At 65.0% G+C, this 25,301-nt stretch carries 31 protein-coding genes and 1 tRNA gene; 23 read left to right on the top strand and 9 right to left on the bottom strand.

All coding sequences use genetic code 11. The annotated features are described in order from the left end of the window. Nucleotides 1-268: 268 nt before the first annotated feature. The 7 genes from ffh (at nucleotide 269) to Q9Q95_RS03785 (ending at nucleotide 5,318) form a co-directional block, all read left to right on the top strand. A complete protein-coding gene (gene ffh / locus Q9Q95_RS03755) occupies nucleotides 269-1,753 on the top strand; it encodes a signal recognition particle protein (protein ID WP_306093970.1) in 1,485 nt (494 codons plus the stop codon). 102 nt (nucleotides 1,754-1,855) lie between these two features. Next, complete coding sequence (gene rpsP, locus Q9Q95_RS03760; protein ID WP_306093971.1) at nucleotides 1,856-2,419, top strand: 30S ribosomal protein S16; 564 nt, start codon at nucleotides 1,856-1,858, stop codon at nucleotides 2,417-2,419. A gap of 57 nt (nucleotides 2,420-2,476) precedes the next feature. Further along, nucleotides 2,477-2,626 carry a hypothetical protein gene (locus Q9Q95_RS03765; RefSeq protein WP_306093972.1) on the top strand — a complete coding sequence of 50 codons (150 nt, stop codon included), beginning with the start codon at nucleotides 2,477-2,479 and terminating at the stop codon, nucleotides 2,624-2,626. Nucleotides 2,627-2,656: 30 nt separating this feature from the next. Beyond that, on the top strand, nucleotides 2,657-3,133 hold the full coding sequence (gene rimM / locus Q9Q95_RS03770; protein WP_306093973.1) for a ribosome maturation factor RimM: 477 nt from the start codon (nucleotides 2,657-2,659) through the stop codon (nucleotides 3,131-3,133). Then, the gene (locus Q9Q95_RS03775) at nucleotides 3,130-3,852 is read left to right on the top strand and encodes a metallophosphoesterase (RefSeq protein ID WP_306093974.1); all 723 of its coding nucleotides are present in this window, start codon (nucleotides 3,130-3,132) and stop codon (nucleotides 3,850-3,852) included. Before rimM ends, Q9Q95_RS03775 begins: the two co-directional genes overlap by 4 nt. A 47-nt stretch (nucleotides 3,853-3,899) precedes the next feature. After that, nucleotides 3,900-4,481 (top strand): hypothetical protein, encoded by a 582-nt coding sequence (locus Q9Q95_RS03780; RefSeq protein ID WP_306093975.1) that lies wholly within the window; start codon nucleotides 3,900-3,902, stop codon nucleotides 4,479-4,481. A gap of 6 nt (nucleotides 4,482-4,487) precedes the next feature. After that, complete coding sequence (locus Q9Q95_RS03785) at nucleotides 4,488-5,318, top strand: TIGR04222 domain-containing membrane protein (RefSeq protein ID WP_306093976.1); 831 nt, start codon at nucleotides 4,488-4,490, stop codon at nucleotides 5,316-5,318. Here Q9Q95_RS03785 and Q9Q95_RS03790 read toward each other — a convergent pair whose 3' ends face one another. Together Q9Q95_RS03790 and Q9Q95_RS03795 are read right to left on the bottom strand one after the other, a co-directional pair. Beyond that, entirely contained in the window at nucleotides 5,319-6,221 is a 903-nt protein-coding gene (locus Q9Q95_RS03790) for an NAD(P)/FAD-dependent oxidoreductase (protein ID WP_306093977.1), read from the bottom strand. A 6-nt stretch (nucleotides 6,222-6,227) separates the two neighbouring features. Next, nucleotides 6,228-6,818, bottom strand: coding sequence for a bifunctional transcriptional activator/DNA repair enzyme AdaA (locus tag Q9Q95_RS03795; RefSeq protein ID WP_306093978.1), 591 nt, complete (start codon nucleotides 6,816-6,818; stop codon nucleotides 6,228-6,230). Between the two features lie 124 nt (nucleotides 6,819-6,942). Here Q9Q95_RS03795 and Q9Q95_RS03800 point away from each other — a divergent pair, with 124 nt between their 5' ends. The 6 genes from Q9Q95_RS03800 (at nucleotide 6,943) to Q9Q95_RS03825 (ending at nucleotide 9,605) form a co-directional block, all read left to right on the top strand. Then, the gene (locus Q9Q95_RS03800) at nucleotides 6,943-7,347 is read left to right on the top strand and encodes an SRPBCC family protein (RefSeq protein ID WP_306093979.1); all 405 of its coding nucleotides are present in this window, start codon (nucleotides 6,943-6,945) and stop codon (nucleotides 7,345-7,347) included. Nucleotides 7,348-7,425: 78 nt separating this feature from the next. After that, nucleotides 7,426-7,698 (top strand): AbrB/MazE/SpoVT family DNA-binding domain-containing protein, encoded by a 273-nt coding sequence (locus Q9Q95_RS03805; RefSeq protein ID WP_306093980.1) that lies wholly within the window; start codon nucleotides 7,426-7,428, stop codon nucleotides 7,696-7,698. Next, nucleotides 7,691-8,074, top strand: a complete 384-nt coding sequence (locus tag Q9Q95_RS03810) for a type II toxin-antitoxin system VapC family toxin (protein WP_306093981.1) — start codon at nucleotides 7,691-7,693, stop codon at nucleotides 8,072-8,074. The genes Q9Q95_RS03805 and Q9Q95_RS03810 overlap by 8 nt, the downstream gene beginning before the upstream one ends. Continuing rightward, nucleotides 8,071-8,808, top strand: a complete 738-nt coding sequence (trmD, locus tag Q9Q95_RS03815) for a tRNA (guanosine(37)-N1)-methyltransferase TrmD (RefSeq protein WP_306093983.1) — start codon at nucleotides 8,071-8,073, stop codon at nucleotides 8,806-8,808. The genes Q9Q95_RS03810 and trmD overlap by 4 nt, the downstream gene beginning before the upstream one ends. After that, nucleotides 8,805-9,194, top strand: coding sequence for a 50S ribosomal protein L19 (gene rplS, locus Q9Q95_RS03820; RefSeq protein ID WP_306093985.1), 390 nt, complete (start codon nucleotides 8,805-8,807; stop codon nucleotides 9,192-9,194). Before trmD ends, rplS begins: the two co-directional genes overlap by 4 nt. Nucleotides 9,195-9,419: 225 nt before the next feature. Beyond that, complete coding sequence (locus tag Q9Q95_RS03825) at nucleotides 9,420-9,605, top strand: hypothetical protein (RefSeq protein ID WP_306093987.1); 186 nt, start codon at nucleotides 9,420-9,422, stop codon at nucleotides 9,603-9,605. A 5-nt stretch (nucleotides 9,606-9,610) separates the two neighbouring features. On the opposite strand, the gene Q9Q95_RS03830 is transcribed toward Q9Q95_RS03825, so the two are convergent. After that, complete coding sequence (locus Q9Q95_RS03830; RefSeq protein ID WP_306093989.1) at nucleotides 9,611-9,988, bottom strand: VOC family protein; 378 nt, start codon at nucleotides 9,986-9,988, stop codon at nucleotides 9,611-9,613. Between the two features lie 86 nt (nucleotides 9,989-10,074). On the opposite strand from Q9Q95_RS03830, the gene soxR reads away from it, so the two are divergent. Further along, nucleotides 10,075-10,545, top strand: a complete 471-nt coding sequence (soxR, locus tag Q9Q95_RS03835; protein WP_306093992.1) for a redox-sensitive transcriptional activator SoxR — start codon at nucleotides 10,075-10,077, stop codon at nucleotides 10,543-10,545. Here the strand turns inward: soxR and Q9Q95_RS03840 are convergent. After that, nucleotides 10,542-11,192, bottom strand: coding sequence for a hypothetical protein (locus Q9Q95_RS03840; protein ID WP_306093994.1), 651 nt, complete (start codon nucleotides 11,190-11,192; stop codon nucleotides 10,542-10,544). The genes soxR and Q9Q95_RS03840 overlap by 4 nt on opposite strands. Nucleotides 11,193-11,371: 179 nt before the next feature. On the opposite strand from Q9Q95_RS03840, the gene Q9Q95_RS03845 reads away from it, so the two are divergent. Beyond that, the gene (locus Q9Q95_RS03845) at nucleotides 11,372-13,552 is read left to right on the top strand and encodes a S9 family peptidase (protein WP_306093996.1); all 2,181 of its coding nucleotides are present in this window, start codon (nucleotides 11,372-11,374) and stop codon (nucleotides 13,550-13,552) included. A 10-nt stretch (nucleotides 13,553-13,562) separates the two neighbouring features. Here the strand turns inward: Q9Q95_RS03845 and Q9Q95_RS03850 are convergent, their stop codons facing one another. Beyond that, a complete protein-coding gene (locus Q9Q95_RS03850) occupies nucleotides 13,563-13,790 on the bottom strand; it encodes a hypothetical protein (protein WP_306093999.1) in 228 nt (75 codons plus the stop codon). A 581-nt stretch (nucleotides 13,791-14,371) separates the two neighbouring features. On the opposite strand from Q9Q95_RS03850, the gene Q9Q95_RS03855 reads away from it, so the two are divergent. From Q9Q95_RS03855 to Q9Q95_RS03865, 3 genes are all read left to right on the top strand, one after another. After that, entirely contained in the window at nucleotides 14,372-16,168 is a 1,797-nt protein-coding gene (locus tag Q9Q95_RS03855; RefSeq protein ID WP_306094002.1) for a hypothetical protein, read from the top strand. 410 nt (nucleotides 16,169-16,578) lie between these two features. Further along, on the top strand, nucleotides 16,579-18,750 hold the full coding sequence (locus Q9Q95_RS03860; protein ID WP_306094004.1) for an RHS repeat domain-containing protein: 2,172 nt from the start codon (nucleotides 16,579-16,581) through the stop codon (nucleotides 18,748-18,750). After that, entirely contained in the window at nucleotides 18,747-19,151 is a 405-nt protein-coding gene (locus Q9Q95_RS03865) for a hypothetical protein (RefSeq protein WP_306094006.1), read from the top strand. Before Q9Q95_RS03860 ends, Q9Q95_RS03865 begins: the two co-directional genes overlap by 4 nt. A gap of 114 nt (nucleotides 19,152-19,265) precedes the next feature. Here the strand turns inward: Q9Q95_RS03865 and Q9Q95_RS03870 are convergent. Further along, nucleotides 19,266-19,342 (bottom strand) — tRNA-Arg (locus Q9Q95_RS03870). Between the two features lie 61 nt (nucleotides 19,343-19,403). Between Q9Q95_RS03870 and Q9Q95_RS03875 the strand changes: the two genes are divergently transcribed. The 5 genes from Q9Q95_RS03875 to Q9Q95_RS03895 all read left to right on the top strand — a co-directional run bounded on the left by Q9Q95_RS03875 (nucleotide 19,404) and on the right by Q9Q95_RS03895 (nucleotide 23,394). Then, nucleotides 19,404-20,150 carry a queuosine precursor transporter gene (locus Q9Q95_RS03875; protein WP_306094008.1) on the top strand — a complete coding sequence of 249 codons (747 nt, stop codon included), beginning with the start codon at nucleotides 19,404-19,406 and terminating at the stop codon, nucleotides 20,148-20,150. Next, nucleotides 20,150-20,479 carry a hypothetical protein gene (locus Q9Q95_RS03880; protein ID WP_306094010.1) on the top strand — a complete coding sequence of 110 codons (330 nt, stop codon included), beginning with the start codon at nucleotides 20,150-20,152 and terminating at the stop codon, nucleotides 20,477-20,479. Before Q9Q95_RS03875 ends, Q9Q95_RS03880 begins: the two co-directional genes overlap by 1 nt. Before the next feature lie 76 nt (nucleotides 20,480-20,555). After that, the gene (locus Q9Q95_RS03885; RefSeq protein ID WP_306094012.1) at nucleotides 20,556-21,383 is read left to right on the top strand and encodes an alpha/beta hydrolase; all 828 of its coding nucleotides are present in this window, start codon (nucleotides 20,556-20,558) and stop codon (nucleotides 21,381-21,383) included. 458 nt (nucleotides 21,384-21,841) lie between these two features. Continuing rightward, entirely contained in the window at nucleotides 21,842-22,339 is a 498-nt protein-coding gene (locus Q9Q95_RS03890) for an acyl carrier protein (RefSeq protein WP_306094014.1), read from the top strand. A 227-nt stretch (nucleotides 22,340-22,566) separates the two neighbouring features. Continuing rightward, complete coding sequence (locus Q9Q95_RS03895) at nucleotides 22,567-23,394, top strand: hypothetical protein (protein WP_306094016.1); 828 nt, start codon at nucleotides 22,567-22,569, stop codon at nucleotides 23,392-23,394. Between the two features lie 21 nt (nucleotides 23,395-23,415). Here Q9Q95_RS03895 and purQ read toward each other — a convergent pair whose 3' ends face one another. The 3 genes from purQ to purC all read right to left on the bottom strand — a co-directional run bounded on the left by purQ (nucleotide 23,416) and on the right by purC (nucleotide 25,197). Beyond that, entirely contained in the window at nucleotides 23,416-24,081 is a 666-nt protein-coding gene (gene purQ / locus Q9Q95_RS03900) for a phosphoribosylformylglycinamidine synthase subunit PurQ (protein WP_306094018.1), read from the bottom strand. Further along, complete coding sequence (gene purS / locus Q9Q95_RS03905; protein WP_306094020.1) at nucleotides 24,078-24,308, bottom strand: phosphoribosylformylglycinamidine synthase subunit PurS; 231 nt, start codon at nucleotides 24,306-24,308, stop codon at nucleotides 24,078-24,080. The genes purQ and purS overlap by 4 nt, the downstream gene beginning before the upstream one ends. 109 nt (nucleotides 24,309-24,417) lie before the next feature. Next, nucleotides 24,418-25,197, bottom strand: a complete 780-nt coding sequence (gene purC / locus Q9Q95_RS03910) for a phosphoribosylaminoimidazolesuccinocarboxamide synthase (RefSeq protein WP_306094023.1) — start codon at nucleotides 25,195-25,197, stop codon at nucleotides 24,418-24,420. Between the last annotated feature and the right edge of the window lie 104 nt (nucleotides 25,198-25,301).

Consider the following 25,301-nt stretch of genomic DNA (forward strand, 5'->3'; position numbering starts at 1 on the left):
CCTTGAACGATAAGGGGCGAGACTGCACCGTCACGGTGTAGATCGGGTTAAGTGGCGCGCTTTCCGAAAGGTTACCGGGCGAACGGCCGTCTGCGCCTGCGGTGCGAGGTTGCGCTCGTCGGCATCTGTCGCTATGTGCGCCTCCGACCGTTCCCGTGGAACGCGAACATCGTGCGCCCCGAGGGGTGACGCCGGCCGACGAGGTTTCGTCCGCCGGCGTGTTTTGCGTTTGGCGGGACGATCGTGATTTTGGAGTAATCTTGGTCCCATGTTCGACAGTCTGAGCGATCGGCTAGGCGGCGTCTTCGAGCGTCTGCGCGGGCGTGGTGCGCTGGGCGAGGCCGACGTCCGCACGGCGATGCGCGAAGTGCGGATCGCGTTGCTGGAGGCCGACGTCGCGCTTCCGGTCGCGCGCGACTTCGTCGACAAGGTCACCGAACAGGCGATCGGCCATCAGGTCCTGCGCTCGGTCACCCCGGGCCAGCAGGTCGTCAAGATCGTCCATGACGCGCTGGTCGACATGCTCGGCAGCGACACCGCCGAGCTCGATCTCGCGGTCACCCCGCCCGCGGTGATCATGCTGGTCGGCCTGCAGGGCTCGGGCAAGACCACCACGACCGCCAAGCTGGCGAAGCTGCTGACCAAGGCGCAGGGCAAGAAGGTGATGATGGCGTCGCTCGACGTCAATCGCCCGGCCGCGCAGGAGCAGCTCGCGGTGCTCGGCACCCAGACCGAAGTGTCGACCTTGCCGATCGTCGCCGGCCAGTCGCCGGTCGAGATCGCGAAGCGCGCGCTGAGCGCGGCGAAGCTGCAGGGCTTCGACGTGCTGATGCTCGATACTGCGGGCCGGCTCCACGTCGATCAGGCGCTGATGGACGAGATGAAGGCGGTCGCCGACATCGCGAAGCCGGCCGAGATCCTGCTGGTCGTCGACAGCCTGACCGGCCAGGACGCGGTCAACGTTGCTTCGAGCTTCTCGGAGCAGGTGCCGCTGACCGGCGTCATCCTGACCCGCATGGACGGCGATGCCCGCGGCGGTGCGGCGCTGTCGATGCGCGCGGTCACCGGCAAGCCGATCAAGTTCGCCGGCATGGGCGAGAAGCTCGACCAGATCGAGCCGTTCCATCCCAAGCGCGTCGCCGGCCGCATCCTCGGCATGGGCGACGTGGTCAGCCTCGTCGAGCGCGCTGCCGAGTCGATCCAGCAGGAAGACGCCGAACGGATGGCGAACCGGCTCGCCAAGGGCCAGTTCGACATGAACGACCTGCGCAGCCAGCTCCAGCAGATGCGCCGGATGGGCGGCATCGGCGCGTTGGCCGGCATGATCCCGGGAATGAAGAAGGCGCAGGCCGCGGCCGATCAGGCGGGCGGCGACAAGGTGCTGCTCCGCTTCGACGCGATGATCACGTCGATGACTCCCAAGGAGCGCGCCAAGCCCGAATTGCTCAACGCCAAGCGCAAGATCCGCATCGCCAAGGGCAGCGGCACCACCGTGCAGGACGTCAACAAGCTCCTGAAGATGCATCAGGAGATGCAGACCGCGATGAAGCGGCTCAAGAAGATGGGCGGATTGAAGGGCATGCTCGGCATGCTCGGCAAAGGCGGCCCCGGCGGCGGGATGAGCGGGATCGGCAATGCGCTCGGCGGGCCCGAAATGGGTGAGATGATGGGCAAGATGGGCGGCGGGCTTCCCGGCCTTCCCGGCACGCCCAACCTGCCGCCCGGCTTCGAAAATTTTTTGAAGAAGAAATAGCCGTCTTCCCGGCGAACGCCGGGGCCTCAGGCGGCAGGCACTACAACCATCAGATCCCGGCGTGCGCCGGGATGACGAAAGTGGAAAGAAGGAAGATTTGTAATGGCACTCTCTATGCGTCTTTCGCGCGGTGGCTCGAAGAAGCGCCCTTATTACCGGATCGTGATCGCCGATGCGCGCAGCCCGCGCGACGGCAAGTTCATCGAGAAGATCGGCACCTATAATCCGCTGCTCGCCAAGGATGACGAGAAGCGCGTCGTGCTCGACGGCGACCGCGCGAAGCATTGGCTGAGCGTCGGCGCGCAGCCGACCGACCGCGTCGCCCGCTTCCTCGACGTCATCGGCATCAAGGAGCGCACCGCGAAGAACAACCCGAACAAGGGCAAGCCGGGCGAGAAGGCCGTCGAGCGCGCCGAGGAGCGCGCCGAGAAGGCCAAGGCCGCCGAGGAAGCCGCTGCCGCGGCAGCAGCAACCCCGGCGCCCGAACCGGTTGCTGAAGAAGCTCCCGCGGCCGAAGACACCCAGGCCGAGGCTGAGGCAGTCGTCGCTGCCGAAGTCGAAGCCGCAACTGCGGAACCGGCCCCCGAGGCCGAGCAGGTCGCCGAGGCGGTTGCCGAGCAGGCGCCCGCCGCCGACGCTTCGGCCGAAGAAAAGTCGGAAGGCTGAGGCATTTGCCGGCCATCGTGCGTTTCGAAGGGCGAGATACGTCCCAAGGAGTGCAGGATGGCCAGCAAACCCGAAACAGGTCCGGATACCGGGGATCGTGAGAATCCGGGTGGCACCCAGACCAATCCCGCAGGCGCGTCCGCCGATGCGCCCGCGGAAGGTGGCGACGATACGCCGCCGGAGCAGCCGGGCTCCCCTGAGGGGTGACGCCCGGCGCGTACTGACGGGGCGGGCGGCATGAGCGCCGACCGCCCCGTTACGCTCGCAGCCGTGATCGGCGCGCATGGCGTTGCCGGCGAAGTTCGCCTCAAGGTCTTCGCCAGCGATCTCGCCAGCTACAAGAGCTTCAACAAGGGGGCGCTGACCCTCAGGAACCTGCGTGCCGGCTCGAACGGCGCGATTGCGCGGTTCGCCGAGGTCGCCGACCGCAACGCCGCCGAAGCATTGCGCGGCACCCAGCTCACCGTCCCGCGTTCGGCGCTGCCGCCGCTCGAAGAGGGCGAATATTATCATGTCGACCTGCTCGGGCTCTCCGCGGTCTCCGATACCGGGGATGCGCTAGGCAAGGTGGTCGCGATCGACAATTACGGCGCGGGCGACGTGCTCGAGATCGAGCGCCCCGACGGCAAGCGTTTCATGGTGCCGATGCGGCCCGAGGCGGTACCCGAATGGGATGCCGAGCGGCTGGTGATCCACGCCGGCTTCGCCGAATGAGCCGCATTGCGGTTCTCTCCGACATCCACGGAAATCTGCCCGCGCTCGAGGCGGTCGTCGCCGATGCCGAGGCGCGGGGCTGCCGCCATTTTCTCAATCTGGGCGATTTGCTGTCGGGGCCGCTCTGGCCCGCCGAGACTGCCGACTTCCTGATGGCGCGCGACTGGCCGACGATCGCGGGAAACCATGAGCGGCAAGTCCTCCGGCTCGCGCCCGAGCGGATGAACGCCAGCGACGCCTTTACCCGGCCGCTGCTGTCACAGGCCCAACTCGGCTGGATGGCGGGGCTGCCGGCGACGCTGGCGCTGGACGACCTGTTCCTGTGCCACGGCACCCCGACGAGCGACGTCGAGCATTTCCTCGAGACGGTCGAGCCCGTGGGGCTCCGCCGCGCCACCGAGAGCGAAGTCGCGGCGCGGCTGGGCGCGCGTCCGGAACCGCTGACTCTGTGCGGCCACTCGCATATCGCCGGGCTGCTGCGGCTTGCCGACCGGTGTTGCGTCGCCAATCCCGGCAGCGTCGGGCTGCAAGGCTTCCACGACGATCGTCCCTATCCTTACACCGTTGCGGGCGACGACCCCCGCGCGCGTTACGCCATCGTCGAAGCCGCCGGGATCGCTTTTCACACGGTCGAGTATGACCATGTGACTGCCGCCGCCAAGGCAGCGCGCGAGGGCCGCGAGGATTGGGCGCAGGCGCTGACGACGGGAAGGCCCTGAGGCCCAAAACTTGACATTTTAAGCCCATCATGGTAGTGGGAATACGGATGCGAAAGGCCATCGGTCTTACCGCTGAACTCCCGGACCACCCCATCTGGTCTGCGCTCTCCCGTTACACCATCGGTCCCGACGATGCCGCGCTGTCCTTTGTCGAGCGCTTGGCGCGCGAGAATGGCTGGAGCCGGGCCGAGGCCGGGCGGGTGATCGAGGAATATAGGCGCTTCTGCTTCCTCGCGGTCACCGCCGGCCATCCGGTGACGCCGTCGGATCAGGTCGATCAGGCCTGGCATCTGCATCTCACCTATAGCCGCGATTATTGGGAGCGCTTCTGCCCCGATGTGCTCGGGCGGCCGCTGCATCACGGCCCGACTGCGGGCGGCAGCGACGAACAGCACCGCTATTTCACCCAATATGCCGAGACGCTGCGCAGTTACGAGCGCGTCTTCGGCTCGCCGCCCGCGGATTTGTGGCCCGACGCGGCGCGGCGGCTGAACGAGGACCCGAAAGCGCGCCGCGTGCATCCGCGCGACGCGATCATAGTGCCCCGAAACGCGATCCGGATGGCACTGCTGCTCATCGTCGCAGTGCTGACCATATTCGCGCTGGGGGTTCTCTTGCAGAGGAGCTAGGACTTTATGTCGCTCGGACCCTTCGACCTAACCGGCGGGCCGTTTCTCCAGCTTTACGGCGCGCTGCTGGTATTGACCATCATCGCCGGCCTGATCATCCCGCGCTGGCTCAGGCCCGAGGGCCGGATGCCGCGCAACACCGACATGGATCATCTCGCCTTTCTCGCCGGCGGCGCGTCCCGGTTTGCCGAGACGGTGACCGCCCGACTGCTGTCGACGAAGCAATTGGTGATGGACGGGAAGAAGTTTCTCGCCGGCGGGTTCGGTGCCGCCACCCCCGCGGAGCGCAGCGTGCTTGCATTGCCGCAACCGGCGGACTGGAGCGCGGTCGCCGGCGCGGCGGGCCGCCACGTCGATCCGATCCGCGAGCGGCTGATCGCCGACGGGCTGCTGATGGACGGCTGGACCGCGCTCCAGCTGCGCTTCTGGCAAACCTCGCCCTATCTCCTGCTGCTCGCCTTCGGCTGGACCAAGCTCCAGATCGGCGAGGCGCGCGGGAAGCCGACCGGCTATCTCACTCTCTTGCTGGTGATCACCGCGGTGTTCGCGCTGATCCGCTTCGCCGCGCTCGACCGGCGGACTCGCGCCGGAAACGAGATGCTGAGCGAAGCGCGGGAACGCTCCGACCGGCTCCGTCGGGCGCCCGCAAGCGGCGAGGCGGGCCTGGCGGTGGCGCTGTTCGGCACGACCGTGCTGGTTGGGTCGGAATGGGGCGATTTCCACCGGATGCGGGCGAGCGACGGTGGCGGCTCGGGTGGCGATGGCGGCAGCAGTAGCGGCGGCGGCGACGGAGGCGGCTGTGGTGGTGGCGGCTGCGGCGGCTGCGGCGGCGGCTGATCAGCGCCGCAGTGGGCGTTGCTCGGCGAGCATGTTGCGGATCGTCGTCGCGGCGACCCCGGCCTCGCCCATTGCGTGGCTGATCTGGTCGAGCCCCTTGGCGACGTCCCCGGCGGCGAACAGGCCGGGGACCGAAGTGCGCTGGTGATCGTCGACTTCGAGACATCCGTCCTCTGCCGCGCGCGCGCCGGCCTGGATCGCAAGACCTGAGCGGATGCGCGAGCCCAATGCGGGATAGATGCTGTCGAACGATAGCCGGCCCTCGGCAGTGTCGAGCGCGATCCGCTCGCCTTCGATGGCATAATTGCCGCAGGGCCCCTCGATCCGGGCGATCCCGGCGGCGTCGAGCTCGGCGGCGCGGCCTTCGGGAAGATCGTGGCTCTCGGGCGCGATCAAGGTCACGTCGGGCGAATAGCCGCGCAGGAACAGCGCTTCGTTGGTGCCGCGATCGCCGGTGCCGATCACGCCCACCCGCTTGTCGGTGACTTCATAGCCGTCGCAGATCGGGCAATAACGCAGCAGCCCTCGCCGGAGCGCCTCGGCGTGGAGCGCGTCGTCCATCTCGGGGCGATGATTGACCACGCCGGTGGCGAGCAGCACTGACCGGGCGGAATAATCGCGTTCGCCGACCCGCGCGATGAAGCCGGTCTCGGCGGTGCGCAGCGCGGTGACTTCGGCAAGTTCGCGCTCGGCGCCGTATTTTTCGGCCTGCTCGGCCATCCGCGCGAGCAATTCCTTGCCCGAGATGCCGTCGGGATAGCCGGCATGGTTGTGCGTGCACGGGATCAGCGCGGCGCGGCTCGATCCGCAATCGAACAGCCGGATCTTGAGGTGGAAGCGGGCGAGATAGATTGCGGCGGTCAGTCCCGCGGGGCCTGCGCCGATGATGATGCAGTCGTCCATCGCGCCCTAACGCACGCCGCGCCGTTTCAGTGCACTCGGCGGGCGGCGATAGACCTGGCGGAAGGCGGCGTTGAACGATCGCACGCTGCCGAACCCCGCCGCCAGCGCGATCTCGGTCATGCCGAGATCGGTGGTGTCGAGCATGCGTTTGGCCCGCTGGATCCTCGCCGTGCGGGCTGCGGCCAATGGCGTGGTGCCGAGATGATGCTGGAACAGCCGCGACAAATGCCGCGCGCCGATGCCGAGCCGGACGGCGAGTGCCTCGACCCGGGCCTGGTCGAGCGCGCCTTGCTCGATCAGTCGCAGCGCCCGATCGACGGTGGCGCGCGTGCCCTTCCAGGCCGGCGAATGCGGCGCCGCTTCGGGCCGGCAGCGCAGGCAGGGGCGGAGCCCGGCGGCTTCGGCCGCGGCGGCGCTGGGGAAATAGCGGACGTTGCGCGGCAAGGGCTGCCGAACCGGGCAGATCGGCCGGCAGTAGATGCCGGTCGATTTGACCCCGATGAAGATCACGCCGTCGAACGCCGGATCGCGCGCGTAGCGGATCCGCTCGCACGCGGCGAAGTCGAGCTCGGTCTCCGTGGCGTCGGGCGGCGTCATCGGAGACGGATCATAGCGGTGAGCGGCGCTTCTGTCCTCCCGGACCGGTGACCACGTCCGAATGCTGCCAGCGGCGAGTCCCCGGCAGCGCTATTCCGAGACAGACGCCGACAGGAGACGCACTATGGCATCGATTCACCACGACATCTTCATCGCTGCATCGCCCGAAGCGGTATGGCGTGCGGCTCGCACGGTCGACCGGTTGCACGACCTGCTGGTTCCCGGCTTCGTCGTTGCCACCGAGATGGTGAAAGGGGAAAGCGCGCCGGTACGTCGCGTCACTTTCGCGAGCGGCCAGGTGGTGGACGAAGCAATCGTATCGGTCGACGACGCGCGCCGCCGGCTGGTCTGGACCGTCAGGCAGCTGGAACATCACAATGGCGTGCTGACGGTCGAGGAGGCGGAGGGCGGCGTCCGGGTGCGCTGGACCGCGGATCTTCTTCCCGATGCACTCGCCGGCACGGTCTCGCCGATGATGGCGCAGGGACTGGCGGCCATGAAGGCGCATTTCGAGGGCGTCGCGACCTGAGCGAATGCCGGCGTGGCCGAGGATGCTCCTTGACGCCCTTCAGGCTCGTATATACATCCCGTATATACGGAGGCGATCATGGGCGAGGAATATCGCGCCAAGATATTCAAGTCGGGCAACTCGCTGGCGCTGCGTTTGCCGAAGGCGCTGGGCTTCAAGGAGGGCGCCGAGGTGGTATTGCGCGAGGAGCGGACCGGCTTCAGCGTCGAACCTTTGCCCGACCAGCCGAAGAAGATCGATTTGAGCGGAATTGCCGGGTCGATTCCGTGGCTGAAGCCTATTCCGCCCGAGGATCGCATTTTCGAAGAGCGCGAACTGGACTGGGAAGGAAAGCGGCTCAAGCGTGATTGAGCCTGTTTTCCTGCTCGACGCCAACATCTGCATCTACGTCCTCGCCGACCCGCATGGTCCGGCAACGCGCGCGGTCCAGTCGCAGGATGAGGGCACGGTGGTCACATCGAGCATCGGGTTTGCGGAAGTGATGCGTGGCATTCCACAGGACGAAACCGCGGCCATCGCCAAGGCTGCGGCTTTCTTCAAGCTCGTGCGCCCGTTGCCCTTCGATATTGCGGCGGCCGAGCGTTATGCACGTCTGCCTTTCCGTCGCGCGCGTTTCGACCGCCTGATCGCCGCACATGCGCTGGCCCTCGGGCTGACCCTGGTGACCAACAACGAGAAGGATTTCGCCGATATCCCCGGCCTGAAGATCGAGAACTGGACCCTGTGACTTTCGCTGCCACCATATTGACGCTTTATCCCGAGATGTTTCCCGGACCGCTCGGCGTTTCGCTCGCCGGGCGCGCATTGCGCGAAGGGCTGTGGAGCCTCGAGCCGGTGCAGATCCGCGACTTCGCCACCGACAAGCACCGCTCGGTCGATCACACGCCGGCCGGGGGCGGGGCCGGGATGGTGATGCGTGCCGACGTGCTCGCCGCGGCGCTGGACAGCGTCGCGCCCGGCCGCCCGGTGCTGGCGATGACGCCGCGCGGTGCGCCGCTGACGCAGGAGCGGGTACGGGCGCTCGCCGAGGGTCCGGGAGTCACGATCCTGTGCGGCCGGTTCGAGGGAATCGACGAGCGGTTGTTCGAAGCGCGCGCGATCGAACAGGTGTCGATCGGCGACTATATTCTCTCGGGCGGCGAGATGGCGGCCTTGACCTTGCTCGACGCTTGCATTCGGCTGCTTCCCGGCGTAATGGGCGCGGCTTCCAGCGGCATGGACGAGAGCTTCGAAACGGGGCTGCTCGAATATCCGCAATATACCCGACCTGCACTATGGGAAGGGCGCACGATCCCCGAAGTGCTGCGATCGGGGGATCATGCGAGGATCCTCGCCTGGCGAAATGCCCGGGCGGAGACCGATACACGGCTAAGGAGGCCGGACCTTTGGGAGCGCCATGAGGGCGCTCGGGTCAGTCCTCCCTCTGGCGCGCAGCGACGAAACAGGAACGACAAGTCATGAACGTCATCCAGACGCTCGAAGCCGAGCAGATCGCCAAGTTCAACGAGACCAAGAAGATTCCGGAATTCCGCCCGGGCGACACCCTCCGCGTCGGCGTGAAGGTCGTCGAAGGCGAGCGCACCCGCGTGCAGAACTATGAAGGCGTGTGCATCGCGCGCGCCAATCGCGGCATGGGCAGCAGCTTCACCGTCCGCAAGATTTCGTTCGGCGAGGGCGTCGAGCGCGTCTTCCCGCTCTATTCGCCGAACATCGATTCGATCGAAGTCGTCCGCCGCGGCGTGGTGCGTCGCGCCAAGCTCTATTATCTGCGTGGCCGCACCGGCAAGTCGGCACGTATCGCCGAGCGCCGCGACGTGCGCCCGACCGAGGTCGCCGCCGCAGAATAAGCTTCGGCTTTTCGACACAGAGAAAGGGCGCGGTGGCGATGGCCACCGCGCCCTTTTTCGCGTCTGACGGCCCCTGCGCGGAGGAGGGGCCGCGGGCATGTGGGGGAAGGCGGATGGGCTGATCTGCGATCCAGCCGGTGGCGTGCAAAGAAATTGCCGCCCGATACACCTGCATCCGTAATTGCACCTATAATGGTAAAGAAGATGCTAACGAAAGGCGAACCCGTGTTCGACGCGACGATGTCACAGCCCCGTTTTCTCGGCCAGCGCCCCGCCCGGACGGCGCCGCTGCGCAACGAGCTTGCCCATTTCGAACTCTGCCCGATGTGCGGCCAGGCCGTCGACCGGCGCGATATCCATGCCGTGATGCATCACCTGCCGGTGGGGCATCAGCCCATGCCCCGCCACTGAGCTTTTCACGCGTAGCTGACGATCTCGAACTCGGTCCCGTCGTGATCGAGGAAATAAAAGCGCCGGCCGGGATCGTAATCGGCATGCGCGAAAGGGACGAGCCCCGCGGCCAGGACGCGGCGCTCCACATCGTCGAGATCGTCGACGAGAATTCCGACATGATTGAGCGGCTGGCCCTTGCCGAAAATGGCGTCTTCAGGCGCTTCGGGCGGCGAATAGACCGCGAGATAGGTGCGTTCGTCGCCGACATGGATGGTGCGGCCATTGTCGCGCGCCGGTCCTTCCCAGCGGATGTGCCAGTCGAACAGATCTGCGAGCAATTGCGCGGTGCGTTCAGGGCTGCGGACCGTGAGATTGACGTGCTCGATATAGGGTGCCGGCATGGGTTTCCTTTCCGGATTGGAGGCCATGCCAAAGGCAGCTACAACCTCAACCTAAGTTGAGGTCAAGCGCAAAAATCGGAGGCACGGTGAACCGCGGAAACGAATTGCTGACGATCGGCGAGCTGGCCGCGCGCACCGGATTGTCGGTATCGGCAGTGCGCTTCTACGAGGGCAAGGGGCTAGTCCATCCGATCCGTACCAGCGGCAACCAGCGGCGTTTCCTGCGCGCGGACATCCGGCGCATCTCGTTCGCGCTGATCGCCCAGCAACTCGGCTTCACGCTCCCGCAAATCGCCGCGGAGCTCGCCACATTGCCCGAAGGAACTGCTCCGAGCGCGGCCGACTGGAAGCGGATCAGCCGCGGCTTTCGTCAGGTGATCGAGACCCGCGTCGCCCAGCTCCAGCGCACGCTCGACGATCTCGACGGCTGTATCGGCTGCGGCTGTCTGAGCTTGCGCAAATGCGCGCTCTACAATCCCGACGACCGCGCGGCGCAAAATGGTGCCGGGCCGCGCTTCATCCTCGTGTCGCGCAAGGTCGCGATGGGGCTGGACTAACGGAAGCTGAAATTGACCGGCCGGGCGATCTCGGCCTGCTTGTCGAAGGCGTGGTCGGCATAGGGACCGTCCCGCTCGACCCAATGCAGGAAAAGATGCGCCGACCAGCCATTGGGATTGGGCACGGTGCGCCCATGGCGCCGCTGAACGCCGCGATAGACCACGGCGTCGCCGGGCTGCATGGTCAGCGCGGCAGGCGCTTCCGGACCGAAATCCTCCTCGATCCGCAGCGACGGCGCATGATCGCCGCGCGCCAGTTCGAGATCCCATGGCACGCCGTCGCTATAGTCGAGCGTCAGCGACATGCTGTGCTCGCACGACGGCCGGTCGCTGTGCACCCGGAGGATGTCGCCTTCGCGATATATCCGGAAATAGCTGTAGCTCGGCAGCAAAGTCCTGCCGCTGACTTGCTCGGCGATCGGCGTGAGCCCCCAGAGCAGGGTCAGCATCGGCGGGAAATGATAGGAGTACATCTCCACGGCTTCGCGCTTCAGCACATCCGAAAGATTGTTGAACGCGCTCAGCTCCGCGCCGCTTTTGGCGACTGCGCGCTGGAACTGGTCGAGAAAGGCATTGCAGACCTCGCGGGCGAGCAGCCCTTCGACAAGGGCATAGCCGTTCCGCTGATAGTCGCCGATCACCTGCATCGTACCGGGATAAGTCGCGCGGGGCCATGGAGCAAGCCGGCGAGGACAGGCCCTTTACCGCGCCACCCGCGGTCGCGATAAGGCGCGTTCGCCCGCGCTCGCGGTGCGCGATCTCCGGAGAGACGGGAATGCGGGAATGGTTGCTGGGACTGGCTTTGATTGCGCTGGGAGCACCGCTGATGATCGATGACGCGGCGGCGCAGGCCAAGGAACTCACGCTCGAGCGCCTCTTTGCCAGCCCCGATCTCGCCGGCACCACGCCGCGCAAGCTGACGCTCTCGCCCGACGGCAAGTTCGTCACCCTGCTCCGCAACCGTGCCGACGAGAAGGAGCGCTTCGACCTCTGGGCGATGGACACCCGCACCGGGCAATGGCGGATGCTGGTCGATTCGAAGAAGCTCGGCACGGGCGCGGCGCTTTCCGAGGCCGAGAAGATGCAGCGCGAGCGCGCGCGGATCGGCGGGACGCGGGGCATCGTTTCCTATGACTGGTCGGCCGATTCGCAATCGGTGCTCGTCCCGCTCGAAGGCGAGCTCTACCTCGCCCGACTCGACGGGCGCGTGCACAAGCTCGCCGCCGCAGCAGGGCCCAAGCTCAATGCCGTGATCAGCCCGTCCGGCCGCTTCGCCAGCTATGTCCAGGATCAGAATCTGGTGGTGATGGATCTCGCCAGCGGCACGCCGAAGCGAGTGACCGAGGATGGCGCGGGCACCGTCCATTGGGGCGAGGCCGAGTTCGTCGCGCAGGAGGAAATGGACCGTTCGACCGGCTATTGGTGGTCGCGCGACGACAGCCGCGTGGCGGTCGAGCGTTTCGACGAGGCGCCGGTGGGCGTGGTCACCCGCGCGGCGATCGGCGCCGAGGGGACCAATATCTACCAGCAGCGCTACCCCAAAGCGGGGACGGCGAACGCGCTGGTCGAACTCTATGTCATGCGGCCAGACGGCAGCGCGAAGGTAAAGGTCGATCTCGGCGCGGAGACCGACATCTACCTCGCACGCGTCGACTGGTCGCGCGACGGCAAGACGCTCTACGTCCAGCGCCAGAACCGCGACCAGACCGTGCTCGACCTGCTCGCGGTCGATCCGGCGACGGGCACGTCGAGCGTGTTGTTCAGCGAGAAATCGGGGGCGAAGAGCTGGGTGAACTTGTCGAACGCGCTGACGCCGCTCGACGATGGCAGCCTGCTCTGGTGGTCCGAGCGCGAGGGCCACGGCCATCTCTATCGCTTCGCCAGGGGCAAATGGACTCAGCTTACCAAAGGCGATTGGGAAGTGACGCCCGACGTGGTCGGAGTCGATCAGGCGAGGGGGCAGGTGTTCTTCCTCGGCAACAAGGACGGCGTGCTCGAACGGCATCTCTATGCGACGAGCTATCGCAAGTCGGGCGCAGTGACGCGGTTGACCGAAGCCGGCTGGTGGAACGGCGTCGTGATGGATCCGGCGGGAACCCGCGCGATCGTCACGCGATCGAGCCCTGATCAGCCGTCGCAAGTCTATCTCGCCGATGCCTCGGGCAAGCGGATCGCGTGGGTGAACGAGAATGCAGTCACCGCCGCCGATCATCCGTACCACCCATATCTCGCCAATCACCACGAGCGCAGCTTCGGGACGATCAAGGGGCCGGACGGCAGCGATCTGCACTGGGAGATGGTCTCGCCGAAGCGCGAACCCGGCAAACGCTACCCGGTATTCTTCCAGCATTATGGCGGGCCGCATTCGCAGACGGTGAGCAAGGCGTGGGGCGGGGCGCTCCAGCAATATATCGTCGACCGCGGCTATATCTGGTTCCAGATCGACAATCGCGGCTCGGCCAATCGCGGCAAGGCGTTCGAGGATGCGATCTGGCACGCGATGGGGTCGGTCGAGGTCGAGGACCAGATCGCCGGCGCCAATTACGTGAAGTCGCTCGACTTCGTCGATCCGGCGAAGATCGTCACGTATGGCTGGTCCTATGGCGGCTATATGACGCTCAAGATGCTCGAGGCGGCGCCGGGCGTGTTCGCAGCGGGCGTGGCGGGGGCGCCGGTGAGCAAATGGGAACTCTACGACACCCATTATACCGAGCGCTATATGGGCGACCCGACCAAGGTGGCCGCGGCGTACAAGCGCTCCGACACGATCGGCGACGCCAGCAAGATCGCGGATCCGCTGCTGCTCATCCACGGCATGGCCGACGACAATGTCGTACTCGAGCACACCACCGCTATGGCGGCGACGCTGCAGCAGCAGAAGGTGCCGTTCGAGATGATGCTCTATCCCGGCCACACCCATAAGGTGGGCGGGCCGGGAGTCAGCGAGCATCTGTGGACGACGATCCTCGATTTCCTCGATCGGCAGACGGCGCCGGCGAAACCCTGAGGCGACGACTTCAGGGCCGGGCGTCGGTGCCCTGCAAGGCGGCTTGCGCGGCGCGGAGCAGATAGCGTTCCTCCGCGCTGCCGGCCGCCGCATCGCCCCAGGCGAAGATCGGGCCCAGGCCGCTGTCGCGTCCGATCCGCTCGGCGACCGCGTGCAGCTCGCGGTTGGTGGGCGCGCGGCCTTCGGCCACGCATTCGACGACCTCCGCCGCGAACAGCGAACTGGAACTCCCCGTCACCTTCCTCACCCTCTCGGTCGTTTGGGTCAATGTGGGGTGGGTTTCGGCAAGCGGAAGGGGGCATGCGCATGCTTGCGCCGAGATGCACCCGCCGGTCGATGGCGAGCGGGCGAAGGCGCGCATTCACGGATGCTCAGCGAGACGGTTTGAGAGGTTGCGCAAGCGTCTTTACGCAGTCATCATGACGAGATTGGCCTCTTCTTCGGAGAAGAGCGTCGGGGCACATGATAGGGGGCGGCGTGGAAATTGTTCTGCTGCGCGATCTGAGAATCCGGCCGCCGGATCATGATTTAAGCCATGTCCCCGGAGAGCCCGCCATATCTGTCTATTTGTCGGGGCCGGGCCTTGATTGGCCGAACCGATAGCGCTCGTCCCTCCTCGGGTACGACATTTTCCTTGCTGATATCGCCAGCGCAACAGCGACAAATGATGCGGATACGCCACGCTTTCCGGCTTGAGATCCGCTTCGAATGACGGAGAGTCGAATGGTCCTTTTTGCTCGCCGGGTCAGATCATTGTGCATCACGGCACTGGCAACGAATGCGGCGATCTGCGGAGCCTCCTTCGCACAGGCGCCGCTCATGCCGGAGCCCCTCGAAATCAAGATGGAAGACGAGAACGGCGTCGACGTCGCCTCGGGCTTCACCCATTTCAGCGTCGACGATGTCGAACTGGCCGGACTGCGACACAGCATCCGCAGTATCCACGGAAACTATGTTATGGGGTTTCCCAAGGGCGCAATGGGTGATTCCTTCCATGGCGGCCTGGGATATTATTCGCCCATACCCGGCGGCGGGCAATGGGATTACCGGCCAAGCTGGGTAGTCGGGATGGGCGGCGGCGGCGAAACCTTCTTCATCAATCCCAACGGTACGCTCGAAGCGACGAAAGGAGGCTCTCTCGTCGCCGATACCCCCGGCGTGAATATTGGTAGCCTCGCGTCCTGCGGTAACACCGGGATCTGGACCTACACGGCCGGCGACGGGGCAATCATGAAGATCGACACGAGCAAGGGTCATGTCGGTCTGAGTGGTGGCCCGCGAAGCGTGGCCCCCGGCTTCTGCGGCGTGGCGACCAAGATCACCTATCCGAACGGGCTGATCGTGGACATCAACGTCAAGAGCCGAAATGACAGGTATTCCCGGATACAATCGGTCACGCGGAACGACGGGTTTCAGCTCAAATACAATTATGTCGCAAACGCAGTCGACGACGTCGGATTTCTCGAGCTCCAGAGTGTGGTCGCCGTCAACAACGCGTTCGAAACGTGCGACCCCATGGCCGACACCTGCGCGCTTCCCGGCATTCGCCGCCAATCCTCCTATGCATGGACTACGGGCGCGAAATCGCTGACGGTGACGAACCAGGGCGGCGGAGCCACGCGCTTCACGCTCGACCGGTTCGACCGGGTGGTCGGCGTGAAGCCGCCGACGAGCGCGGTCGACAAGGTCAATTACGAATATTGCGCGCGGCCGCCGCATTTCGGCCCCGGAGGAGTCTGGCTGGAGCCGACTCCGGCGGAGCAGGCCCAGATGTGTTCGGTGACCACCTTCGTATTGGGAGGGAGTACCCCGGGCATCAATATCACGAATGTCCATGACCGGACGCGGAAGGTCACTCGGGACGGTCTCGTCTGGACCTATAATTTCCCGTCCGGAATGTACGGCTATTATTATCTGAAGTACGACTCGGTCGCGCCCAATGGCGAGACGCGAATGGCGCTCTCCACCATCCTTGGAACTGGCGCGCTGCTCGTCGTCGGCTCGAGCGAGAAAGTCGCGAATTTCGAGAATAGCTCGCGGAATCGCATGACGAGTGCGCAGCTTCGCGGGGGGCCGCTCGAGACCTATAGCTACGATGCGCGCGGCAATATGCTTTCGGACGGCATCACCAGCGCCGACTTCGCTGCGACCTGCGCGAACATCAATACCTGCAACAAGCCGGTTTCGGTGAAGGACCCGGCGCAGAACGAGACTTCGTATACTTATTATGATCATGGCGGTGTGCGGACCGAGACCGGTCCGATGGTGAACAATATCCGGCCGCAGAAGCGCTTCGACTATGTCCAGCGCTATGCCTGGTTCAGGAATGCGGCGGGGGTGATGACGCGCTCGGCCGATCCCATCTGGAAGCTCGCCAGTGAAAGCTTCTGTCGCAACAGCGCCGCGACCGGCAATCCGGCCGCCCCCTGCGCGGGCAATGACGAGGTGCTGACCACCTATGACTATGGGCCGGATAGCGGTCCCAACAATTTGCTGACGCGCGGCAAGGTGATGACGGCGGACGGCGTCTCGCTGCGAACCTGCTACGGTTACGATCAATATGCCAACAAGATCAGCGAGACCGAGCCCAAGGCCGGATTGACGGTGTGCGCATGACCCGCCTCGTCCGCCACCGGGCGTTCTGGTCCGGCATCCTGGCCATGATCGTCGCGGGAGCGAGCGCGCTCCCTGGCCTCGCGCATGCTCAGGCGTCGGCCTCCCCTTACACGACCGGCTATCGGTACGACGTCGGCGGACGCGAGACCGGCGTGATCTCGCCGGATCCCGACGGGCCAGGGCCGCTCCGCTTCGCCGCGGTGCGCCGGACCTATAATGGGGCCGGCCATCTCACCCGGGAAGAAAGGGGCGAACTCGCGTATTGGCAGCCGGAGAGCGTCGCGCCGGTCGACTGGACTGGTTTCACGGTCTTCAAGGTCGTCGAGCATCTCTATGACGATTGGGGAGGCCGGACCCGGACCGTAGAGAGCGCCGACGGCACGATCGGCACGGCCTATGCGGTCACGCAGATGAGCTACGACGCCTATCATCGGCTCGATTGCACCGCGGAGCGGATGAACCCGGCCGCCTTCGCCAACCTTCCGACGAGCGCCTGCGCGCTCGGTCTTCAAGGAAATTTCGGCCCTGATCGGATCACCCGCAACTTCTACGATGAAATCGGCCAGTTGCTGAAGATAACCAAGGCGCTGGGCATAACCGCAGCCAACGGTTTTCCCAATACGCTGCAGCAAGATTATGCGACCTATACCTATGGTGGCGGCCGGTCCGCCTATGGCAAGCCGATCTCGATCAAGGACGCCAACGGTAACCTGGCCACCATGGAATATGGTGGGTCGATCTTCAATCACATCACGAAATGGAGCTTCCCTTCGGCAACCGTGCCCGGGCAGGTCAGTTCGGACGACTACGAAGCCTATACCTACGACGCGAACGGCAATCGCACCTCGTTGACGAGGCGCGACGGCCAGGTAATCGGCTATAGTTACGACGCGCTCGACAGGATGGTCTTCAAAGATGTCCCCGGAGGTGCCGCGGCCGACGTCCATTATGGCTATGATCTGCAGGGGCTGCCGCTCTTCGCGCGTTTCGGGTCTGCGAGCGGTCCCGGCATCACCAATAGCTATGATGGGTTCGGTCGGCTCCTGTCGACCCAGACCAATCAGGATCCGGCCGGCCCCACAATTGCCTACACCTGGGATGCCAACGGCAATCGCGCGAGCGTAAAATACCCGGGCGAGCTGACCTTCTCCTACGCCTATGACGGGCTCGACCGGCTGGATACGATCAAGAACCCTTCGGCAGCGACGATCGTCGACTATGCCTACACACCCGGCGGCGACGTCGAGAGGGTGACGCGCGGCGCGGTCGTCACCAGCTACGGGCGCGACAGTGCCGGCCGCCTCGCGAGCATGGCCGACGATCTCGACGGAGCGGGAACGACCCACGACGTCACGCTGGGCTTCGCATATAATCCCTCGGACCAGATCGTCTCGCGGACGCGGTCGAACGATCGCTACGTGTTCGGCGGCGATGCCAACGTCAACCGCGGCTACACGACCAACGGTCTCAACCAATATACGGCCGCGGGAGGGTCGGCATTCTGCTATGACAAGAACGGAAACCTGACCGCGGAAGGGGCCCGGGTCTATAAATATGACGTCGAGAACCGGCTGGTCGAAGTGCGGAAGCAACTGTCCGCCGAGTGCCCGGCGACGAACTATGCCGGCCCGCTGGTCGCCAGTCTGACCTATGATCCGCTGGGCAGGCTTTTCGAAACTTCGGACGGCAGCGTCGTCACGCGCTTTCTCTATGATGGCGACGAATTGCTCGCCGAGAAGGACGGCTCAGGGGCGTGGCTTCGGCGCTACGTTCACGGCGTCGCCGACGACGACCCGCAGATCTGGTATGAAGGCAGCACGCTTGCGGACATGCGGACGCTGCAATCCGATCATCAGGGTTCGATCGTGTCGGTTGCAGACGGCATCGGCGGCTCCGTCCTCGAGATCAACAGCTATGACGAGTACGGAATTCCGAGCGCCGCGAATATGGGGCGGTTCCAGTATACCGGGCAGGCCTGGATCCCCGAGATCGGCATGTACCACTATAAGGCCCGCATCTATTCGCCCATTCTCGGGCGGTTCCTGCAGGTCGATCCGATCGGATACGAGGATCAGGTAAACCTCTATGCGTACGTCGCAAATGATCCCGTAAACCGGACAGATCCCACGGGAATGGAGCTCGGGTGCATCACGCTTCAAACCGGCTGCTGGGGCGATCGTAGCGATCCCGAAACTGCGCGTCGCGAGCAAAGGGCCGGCACCGCCATGACAGTCATGAGCGTCGGCGGTGCGCTTATCTTGACGCGCGGCATGGCGACTCCGGTCATTAGATATTTTTACCGTTTCGAGATCGCGGCTTTGCAACGACAAGCCAACGAACTGGTGAGGGGCGCGCGCTCGTTGCTTCGTCGGGCTGCGGAGCATCGCCAAAAAGTCATACAGGAAACGCGCAATCCAACCGTAAAGCCGGGAATGGAGAAAATGTCTCCCGAGGCCCAGGCAGCGCAACGCGCCGTCCGCGCGAAAAAGAACCTGCGTGATGCTGAGAATTTCGAACGTCAGGCAGCAGAGAAGCTGCGGCAGGCGGAGGCGCTACGTCGAAAAGCGGATGCAATACGATGATGTGTGCCACGCTTAAAATCATGACGTTGGATGAAGGAAGGCATTTTCGGCGAAGCGGAACGCATCTGGCCGTATTTGCCTGGATAAGATCCGCACCCGAAGAGCGGCTGCATGCATTATTCGATTTCATTATGAACAGATCTCCATGCCTGGTCGGTTTTTCTGGCGATGATTCCGAGAAAGTTCACGATGAATTCGACGATGAGATTCTCGCCAGGGACCTTCCTTATGCGATAACGGCTTTCTTTCGCGGGGGGCTGGAAACTGACTGGCTGGAATTTAACGATATAGATTGTGAGTCGGGGCCAGTGGACGAAATCGTTTTAATTCCTGTGGGAAGTAATCCGGAAGTCGATAATCTGATGCGGATTGAAATCGAGAAATTGACGAAGATGCGGTAGGGAACCCGCCTTGCGATATGGGCGAACTTCATGCTCGGTCGCTGCAGCATGTATCCTGAAAAGTGTTCGGGCGCTGCTGCATCTCGCGACCTGATTCCGCGGAATCGCGGAATTTGGCGCGCCCGGTTGGATTCGAACCAACGACCACAGGCTTAGAAGGCATGTGCTCTATCCAGCTGAGCTACGGGCGCGCGCGGCGACAGCCTCTGCCACGGATTGCGTGCCGGTGAAACCGCCATCATAACCGCCGTCATGACCGAGGGGGCAGAGAGACCGGCGCAGGTCGCCGCACGCGACGTGCGCGGCGGGCATTTCCGCTATTACGACTTCGTCATGGCGGCGTTCGTTGCGATCTTGCTGCTGTCGAACGTGCTCGGTGCGGGCAAGGTCGCGCAGGTCTGGCTGCCCGGGATCGGCTATTGGCCGTTCGGCGCGGGCATCCTGTTCTTCCCGCTCTCCTATGTGATCGGCGACGTGCTGACCGAGGTCTATGGCTATGCCCGTGCCCGGCGGGTGATCTGGGCGGGCACCGGCGCCGTGTTGTTCATGGCCTTCATGTCGTGGGTGGTGGTGATGCTGCCGCCGGCGCCGAGCTGGGGCAATCAGGCCGCATACGAGACGATCTTCGGACAGGTGCCGCGGATCGTGCTCGCCTCGGTTTGCGCGTTCTGGGCGGGCGAGTTTGTCAATTCCTATGTGCTGGCGCGGATGAAATTGTGGACCAAAGGGCGCATGCTCTGGACGCGCACGATCGGATCGACCTTTGCCGGGCAGGCGATCGACAGCCTGATCTTCTATCCGCTCGCTTTTCTCGGCGCCGAAGGCTGGACCACCGAGCTCGTGATCAAGGTGATGTTCACCCAATGGGCATTGAAGGTCGGCTGGGAAGTGCTGCTGACCCCGGCGACCTATGCGATCGTCGGTTTTCTCAAGCGCCGCGAAGGCGTCGACGTCTATGACGAGGGGACCGACTTCACGCCCTTCGCCACGCGGGTCTGATGAGCTTGCTCCAGACGGCCAAATTCTGGCTGGTCCAGCATCTCGGCCTCGCCAAGGACGCGCTGCACATCCATATCGGACTGCTGCTGTTCGTCGGCAGCGCGCTCGTCTTCCGCTGGCCGATCCGCAGCTGGAAGCCTTGGGCGGTCGCTCTCGCCGCGACGCTGCTCGGCGAGGGATGGGATCTGCGCGACAGCGTGACCGCGCGTACGCCGATCGATCTCTGGGCAAATTTGCACGATTTGTGGAACACGATGCTCTGGCCGAGCCTGCTCGTGGTGCTGGCGCGGACCACCGCGCTTCTCGGAGAACGGACGCCTCGCGGCTAGGCATGCAAACTGCGCACTTGCATATTGTTGCAGTGTCGGAACAATCTCGCCCCGAAGCCGGAAGGGGGAGCGTTCCATGACTGCCGAGGAAGCGAATTTCACCAGCGCGGGCGGACTCAACATCTTTTATCGCGTGTGGCAGCCGGCGGATGCGCCCCGCGCGGTGGTGGTGATCTGCCACGGCGTCAACTCGCACGGCGGGCAGCACGCATGGGCGGCGGAGCGGCTGATCGAGAGCGGTTATGCGGTGCTGGCGCTCGATCTGCGCGGGCGCGGGCGTTCGGAGGGCGAGCGTTTCTATGTCGAGGACGTGGCGGATTATGTCGCGGATGTCGCGGGCACGATCGAGATCGCCAAGGCACGCTATCCGGGATCGAAGGTCTTCCTGCTCGGGCACAGCGCCGGCGGGGTGACCTCGGCGAGCTATGTGCTCGATCATCAGGCCGAGATCGACGGATTCATCTGCGAGAGCTTCGCGTTCCAGGTCCCCGCGCCGGGCTTCGCGCTCGCCGCGATCAAGGGGCTGAGCCACATCGCCCCGCGACTGGGCGTGCTCAAGCTCAAGAACGAGGATTTCTCGCGCGATCCGGCAAAGGTCGCCGAACTCAACGCCGATCCGCTGACGCAGGACGAGACCCAGCCCGCGGCCACCGTCGCGGCGCTGGTCCGCGCCGACGAGCGGCTGCGCGAGGAATTCTCGACGATCACGCTGCCGGTGCTGATCCTGCACGGCAGCGCCGACAAGGCGACGGTGTGCAAGGGGAGCGAGTTCTTCTACGAGACCGCCGGATCGGCCGACAAGACGCTCAAGATCTACCAGGATCATTATCACGACCTGCTCGCCGACCTGGGCAAGGAGGAAGTGATGGGCGACATCAAGGCGTGGCTCGAGGCGCGGCTGTAGCGATTCATGTCGACCCGGCTCTGACCGGGATCTCGTGCGGCTCTGTCCCGCGCCTCGCCCGAGGTCCCGGCTTGCGCCGGGATGACGGTGCGGGCTGATCTGGCGCGCCAAAGTTGCGAAAGTTGAGGGTCTGGCGCGGTTTTCGCCGGATCCCCCTCGGAAGCGTAGTGCGACGCGGCCGCGACGCGCCCGCCACGCGACACCGGCGCGACAGTAGCGCACCACCCGTGCGCCACTCGCGCCACGCCTTCGCGGCCGTGGCGCGACGCCGACGCGACGCCGGCGCGGCACCCGGGCCACGCGTTCGCCGCGCCAAATGCACTTCGGGGACAGGCCCGGCGCACGGCGATCGGTTCGACGAGGTCAAGGAGCGGCCGGCAATCCGGACCGTCCGAGGCGAGCAGACGAAATCCTATTTTGCAAGCGTCAGGCAGCGGCTTCCCTTCCGATGCAAGGTAATGGCCGCCGTTCGTCAAATCGCTATCATCGCGGCCATGACCGACCCGCTACAGGCCATCACCGATCTGCTGCGAGAAGAGCACGGCATTCCTTCGGCCAGGCTGCAGCCCTGGGCACGGCTGGGGCCGGATCTTGGAGTGGACGGAGACGACGCCTCCGAGCTGTTGCAGCGCCTTCATGAAGCGTTCGGCACCGATTTCTCCGCCCTCGAGGAACAGTGGACCGAGTTCTTCCACGTCGAGGGCACATCGCCGCGCGCGGTCCTGTGCGGCTTGCTGCTGCTGATCCCGTCAATTGCCCTCACGCTATGGGTCGCAGCAGCCTTCGACTTGCCGGATGCCGCGGCTCCCGCCATCGGGGTGGTGACCTTCTTCGCGTCCTCCGCCGGGCTCGGCCGATTATTTCCGGGAAAGCCGAAGCGGCCGGTCACGATCGAGGGATTGGCCGATATCGTGCGGGCGGGCGCTTGGCCGGCCGATCCGGCCAAGGTCCGCTAACGTAGCTGCGATCACCGACGCATCGGACGCAAGGCGAATTGTGGTCCCGCGCCGGATCAGCCTGTTTCGATTTGCAAACACAAAGGCTTGCACTGAACTCTTATCGTAAACATAGGTCGCGGTGGGGCAGGGTTCAGGGGGAAATAGTGGCCAGACATGGGTTGGTTGCGGCGATTGCCGTGCTGGGTCTTTCCGGCTGCGGTGGATCGGGCGGAGCATCGGGAAGCGTGACCGCCCCGCCGACGACCGCCGCGCCGACTCCGACTCCGACGCCAACCGCGGCGCCTGCGCCGTCCTATGAAGTTCTCGATTTCAGCCGCGATCGTTCATTCGACGCCTTCGGGTTGCGAACCGTGACTACGGCCAGTGCGGCGACCGTCACGCTCGACAGCGAATCCCCGGCGATCGGGTTCGATTACCAGGTGGCCAATCGCGGCTATCATGTCTTCTATTTCGACGAGAAAATGGACTTCGTGACGGTCCCGGTGCCGCTCGCCAATTTCGGCTATGCCAATGATTATTTCAGCACGGGCGATCTCGGCTTCAACCGCTCGCAATATGCCGCGGGCATGAACTATGCCGGCTATGCATCGTGGCGCAACACGGTCTTGCCCGGCTCGATCGAGCGCAAACTGATATTCGGGGCGAAGACCCGGCCCAGCGATTTCCCGGCTACGGGGGTGTCGAGCTATCTCGCGCGGAGTCAGCTGTCGATTCTGGATCCGATGGGGCGAATGATGAATTCGGTCAATTCGACCGACAAGAGTTTCACGATCGACTGGCCGACCCGGCGGGTGACCGCGACCATCCTCGTCGAGCAATTGGGCTCGGACGTGCAATTCGCGCCGTTCACGCTGGAGCTGTCCGGGAACGTCGTGGTGGCGATCGACAATCAGATCATCGGCACCGCTTCGGGCGGCGGCTATTCGGGGCGCATCATCGGAAACGTATTTGGGCCGGCCGGCGTCGAGGCAGGGCTAGCCTATCGGCTGGAAGGCCCGGCGGGGCAGTTGCTCAGCGGAGTCATTCTGGGCCGTCAGCTTCCGCCGCGATAATCTGCGGCCGAGCGGCGCGGATCAGGCGACGGCTTCGAGCAGTCCCTCGAACAGGCGGCGGCCGTCGGTGCCGCCGTGCGCGGCTTCGATGCGGCGCTCGGGATGGGGCATCATGCCGAGTACGTTGCCCGATTTGTTGAGCAGGCCGGCAATGTTGCGGGCCGAGCCGTTGACGTCCTCGGCATAGCGGAAGGCGACGCGGCCTTCGCCTTCGATCCGGTCGAGCGTCTCGGCATCGGCGAAGTAATTGCCGTCATGGTGCGCGACGGGGACGGTGATCGTCTCGCCGCTCTGATAGGCGCTGGTGAAGATCGACTGGCTGTTGTCGACGGTCAGCGCGACGTTGCGGCAGACGAAGTTGAGTCCCGAATTGCGCATCAGCGCGCCGGGCAGCAGCCCGGCTTCGGTGAGGATCTGGAAGCCGTTGCAGATGCCGATCACCGGCACGCCGCGCTCCGCCGCCTCGACCACCGCGCGGACCACCGGCGAGCGCGCCGAGATCGCGCCGCAGCGGAGATAGTCGCCATAGGAGAAGCCGCCCGGCAGGGCGATCAGGCCGACGCCCGAAGGCAGCGCGCTCTCGCCGTGCCAGACCATAGCCGGGGCAGTGCCGGTCACGTCCTCGAGCGCAGTCGCGATGTCGCGATCGCAATTGGAGCCGGGGAAGACGATGACCGCGGTCTTCATGCCCGCTCGATCCGGTAATTCTCGATCACGGTGTTGGCGAGCAGCTTGCGGCACATCTCGTCGATCGCTGCATCGCTGGTGCCCTCGGCGACCTCGAGCTCGAAGATCTTGCCGGCGCGGACGTCTTCGACGCCGTCGAAGCCGAGGCCGGCGAGCGCATGCTGGATGGCCTTGCCCTGGGGGTCGAGCACGCCGTTCTTCAAGGTGACGATGATGCGGAGCTTCATGGGGGGAGCCTATGGCCGCGCGCGCCGAGTCTCGCAATCGGAAATGCGGCGTGCGGGAATCGAAAGGGGCGCGGAGGATGTCCTCCGCGCCCCATTTGCCGCCGTTGCGTTACTTGCCGCGGCGCTTGCGGTGGCTTTCGAGGTCGAGGACCGCCGAATCGGCGCCTTCGGGGAACAGGCCGAGGCGGCGGGCGACTTCCTGATAGGCTTCGACTTCGCCGCCGAGATCGCGGCGGAAGCGATCCTTGTCGAGCTTCTCGTTGGTCGCGATGTCCCACAGCCGGCAGCCGTCGGGGCTGATCTCGTCGGCGAGGATGATCCGGGCATAGTCATTGTCCCAGATCCGGCCGAATTCGAGCTTGAAGTCGACCAGCCGGATGCCGATCCCGGCGAACAGGCCCGAGAGGAAATCGTTCACCCGGATCGCCATGTCGGCCATGTCGTGCAGCTCTTCCTGCGCGGCCCAGCCGAAAGCGAGGATGTGCTCGTCGGTGACCATCGGATCGCCGAGCGCGTCATCCTTGAAATAATATTCGACGATCGTGCGCGGCAGGGGCGTGCCTTCCTCGATGCCGAGGCGCTTGGCGAGGCTGCCGGCGACGACGTTGCGCACCACGACCTCGATCGGGACGATCTCGACCTGGCGGATCAACTGCTCGCGCATGTTGAGCCGGCGGATGAAGTGAGTAGGGATGCCGATCCCGCCGAGCAGGGTGAAGACATGCTCGGAAATGCGATTGTTGAGCACGCCCTTGCCGCTGATCGTGCCCTTTTTCTGCGCGTTGAACGCAGTTGCGTCATCCTTGAAATACTGGATCAGCGTGCCCGGCTCGGGACCCTCGTAGAGGATCTTTGCCTTGCCTTCGTAGATCTGCCGGCGGCGTGCCATCTTGGCTCTTACCCCTGAAAAGCGTCGCCCCGGCGGCGCGGAAAGGACCGCACGGCAGCCGGGGCTCTGGAAGAGCCCGGCGCTATAAAGCACGCGGTGTTGCC

This window comes from Sphingomonas sp. DG1-23, assembly GCF_030730875.1.
GTDB lineage: Bacteria > Pseudomonadota > Alphaproteobacteria > Sphingomonadales > Sphingomonadaceae > Sphingomonas.

Excerpts from the sequence above, each read along its gene's own strand:
- ffh (WP_306093970.1), top strand. The coding sequence starts at position 269 with ATGTTCGACAGTCTGAGCGATCGGCTAGGCGGCGTCTTCGAGCGTCTG.
- rpsP (WP_306093971.1), top strand. The coding sequence starts at position 1,856 with ATGGCACTCTCTATGCGTCTTTCGCGCGGTGGCTCGAAGAAGCGCCCT.
- Q9Q95_RS03765 (WP_306093972.1), top strand. The coding sequence starts at position 2,477 with ATGGCCAGCAAACCCGAAACAGGTCCGGATACCGGGGATCGTGAGAAT.
- rimM (WP_306093973.1), top strand. The coding sequence starts at position 2,657 with ATGAGCGCCGACCGCCCCGTTACGCTCGCAGCCGTGATCGGCGCGCAT.
- Q9Q95_RS03775 (WP_306093974.1), top strand. The coding sequence starts at position 3,130 with ATGAGCCGCATTGCGGTTCTCTCCGACATCCACGGAAATCTGCCCGCG.
- Q9Q95_RS03780 (WP_306093975.1), top strand. The coding sequence starts at position 3,900 with ATGCGAAAGGCCATCGGTCTTACCGCTGAACTCCCGGACCACCCCATC.
- Q9Q95_RS03785 (WP_306093976.1), top strand. The coding sequence starts at position 4,488 with ATGTCGCTCGGACCCTTCGACCTAACCGGCGGGCCGTTTCTCCAGCTT.
- Q9Q95_RS03790 (WP_306093977.1), bottom strand. The coding sequence starts at position 6,221 with ATGGACGACTGCATCATCATCGGCGCAGGCCCCGCGGGACTGACCGCC.
- Q9Q95_RS03795 (WP_306093978.1), bottom strand. The coding sequence starts at position 6,818 with ATGACGCCGCCCGACGCCACGGAGACCGAGCTCGACTTCGCCGCGTGC.
- Q9Q95_RS03800 (WP_306093979.1), top strand. The coding sequence starts at position 6,943 with ATGGCATCGATTCACCACGACATCTTCATCGCTGCATCGCCCGAAGCG.
- Q9Q95_RS03805 (WP_306093980.1), top strand. The coding sequence starts at position 7,426 with ATGGGCGAGGAATATCGCGCCAAGATATTCAAGTCGGGCAACTCGCTG.
- rplS (WP_306093985.1), top strand. The coding sequence starts at position 8,805 with ATGAACGTCATCCAGACGCTCGAAGCCGAGCAGATCGCCAAGTTCAAC.
- Q9Q95_RS03830 (WP_306093989.1), bottom strand. The coding sequence starts at position 9,988 with ATGCCGGCACCCTATATCGAGCACGTCAATCTCACGGTCCGCAGCCCT.
- Q9Q95_RS03840 (WP_306093994.1), bottom strand. The coding sequence starts at position 11,192 with ATGCAGGTGATCGGCGACTATCAGCGGAACGGCTATGCCCTTGTCGAA.
- Q9Q95_RS03845 (WP_306093996.1), top strand. The coding sequence starts at position 11,372 with ATGATCGATGACGCGGCGGCGCAGGCCAAGGAACTCACGCTCGAGCGC.
- Q9Q95_RS03855 (WP_306094002.1), top strand. The coding sequence starts at position 14,372 with ATGCCGGAGCCCCTCGAAATCAAGATGGAAGACGAGAACGGCGTCGAC.
- Q9Q95_RS03860 (WP_306094004.1), top strand. The coding sequence starts at position 16,579 with ATGAGCTACGACGCCTATCATCGGCTCGATTGCACCGCGGAGCGGATG.
- Q9Q95_RS03865 (WP_306094006.1), top strand. The coding sequence starts at position 18,747 with ATGATGTGTGCCACGCTTAAAATCATGACGTTGGATGAAGGAAGGCAT.
- Q9Q95_RS03875 (WP_306094008.1), top strand. The coding sequence starts at position 19,404 with ATGACCGAGGGGGCAGAGAGACCGGCGCAGGTCGCCGCACGCGACGTG.
- Q9Q95_RS03880 (WP_306094010.1), top strand. The coding sequence starts at position 20,150 with ATGAGCTTGCTCCAGACGGCCAAATTCTGGCTGGTCCAGCATCTCGGC.
- Q9Q95_RS03885 (WP_306094012.1), top strand. The coding sequence starts at position 20,556 with ATGACTGCCGAGGAAGCGAATTTCACCAGCGCGGGCGGACTCAACATC.
- Q9Q95_RS03890 (WP_306094014.1), top strand. The coding sequence starts at position 21,842 with ATGGCCGCCGTTCGTCAAATCGCTATCATCGCGGCCATGACCGACCCG.
- purQ (WP_306094018.1), bottom strand. The coding sequence starts at position 24,081 with ATGAAGACCGCGGTCATCGTCTTCCCCGGCTCCAATTGCGATCGCGAC.
- purS (WP_306094020.1), bottom strand. The coding sequence starts at position 24,308 with ATGAAGCTCCGCATCATCGTCACCTTGAAGAACGGCGTGCTCGACCCC.
- purC (WP_306094023.1), bottom strand. The coding sequence starts at position 25,197 with ATGGCACGCCGCCGGCAGATCTACGAAGGCAAGGCAAAGATCCTCTAC.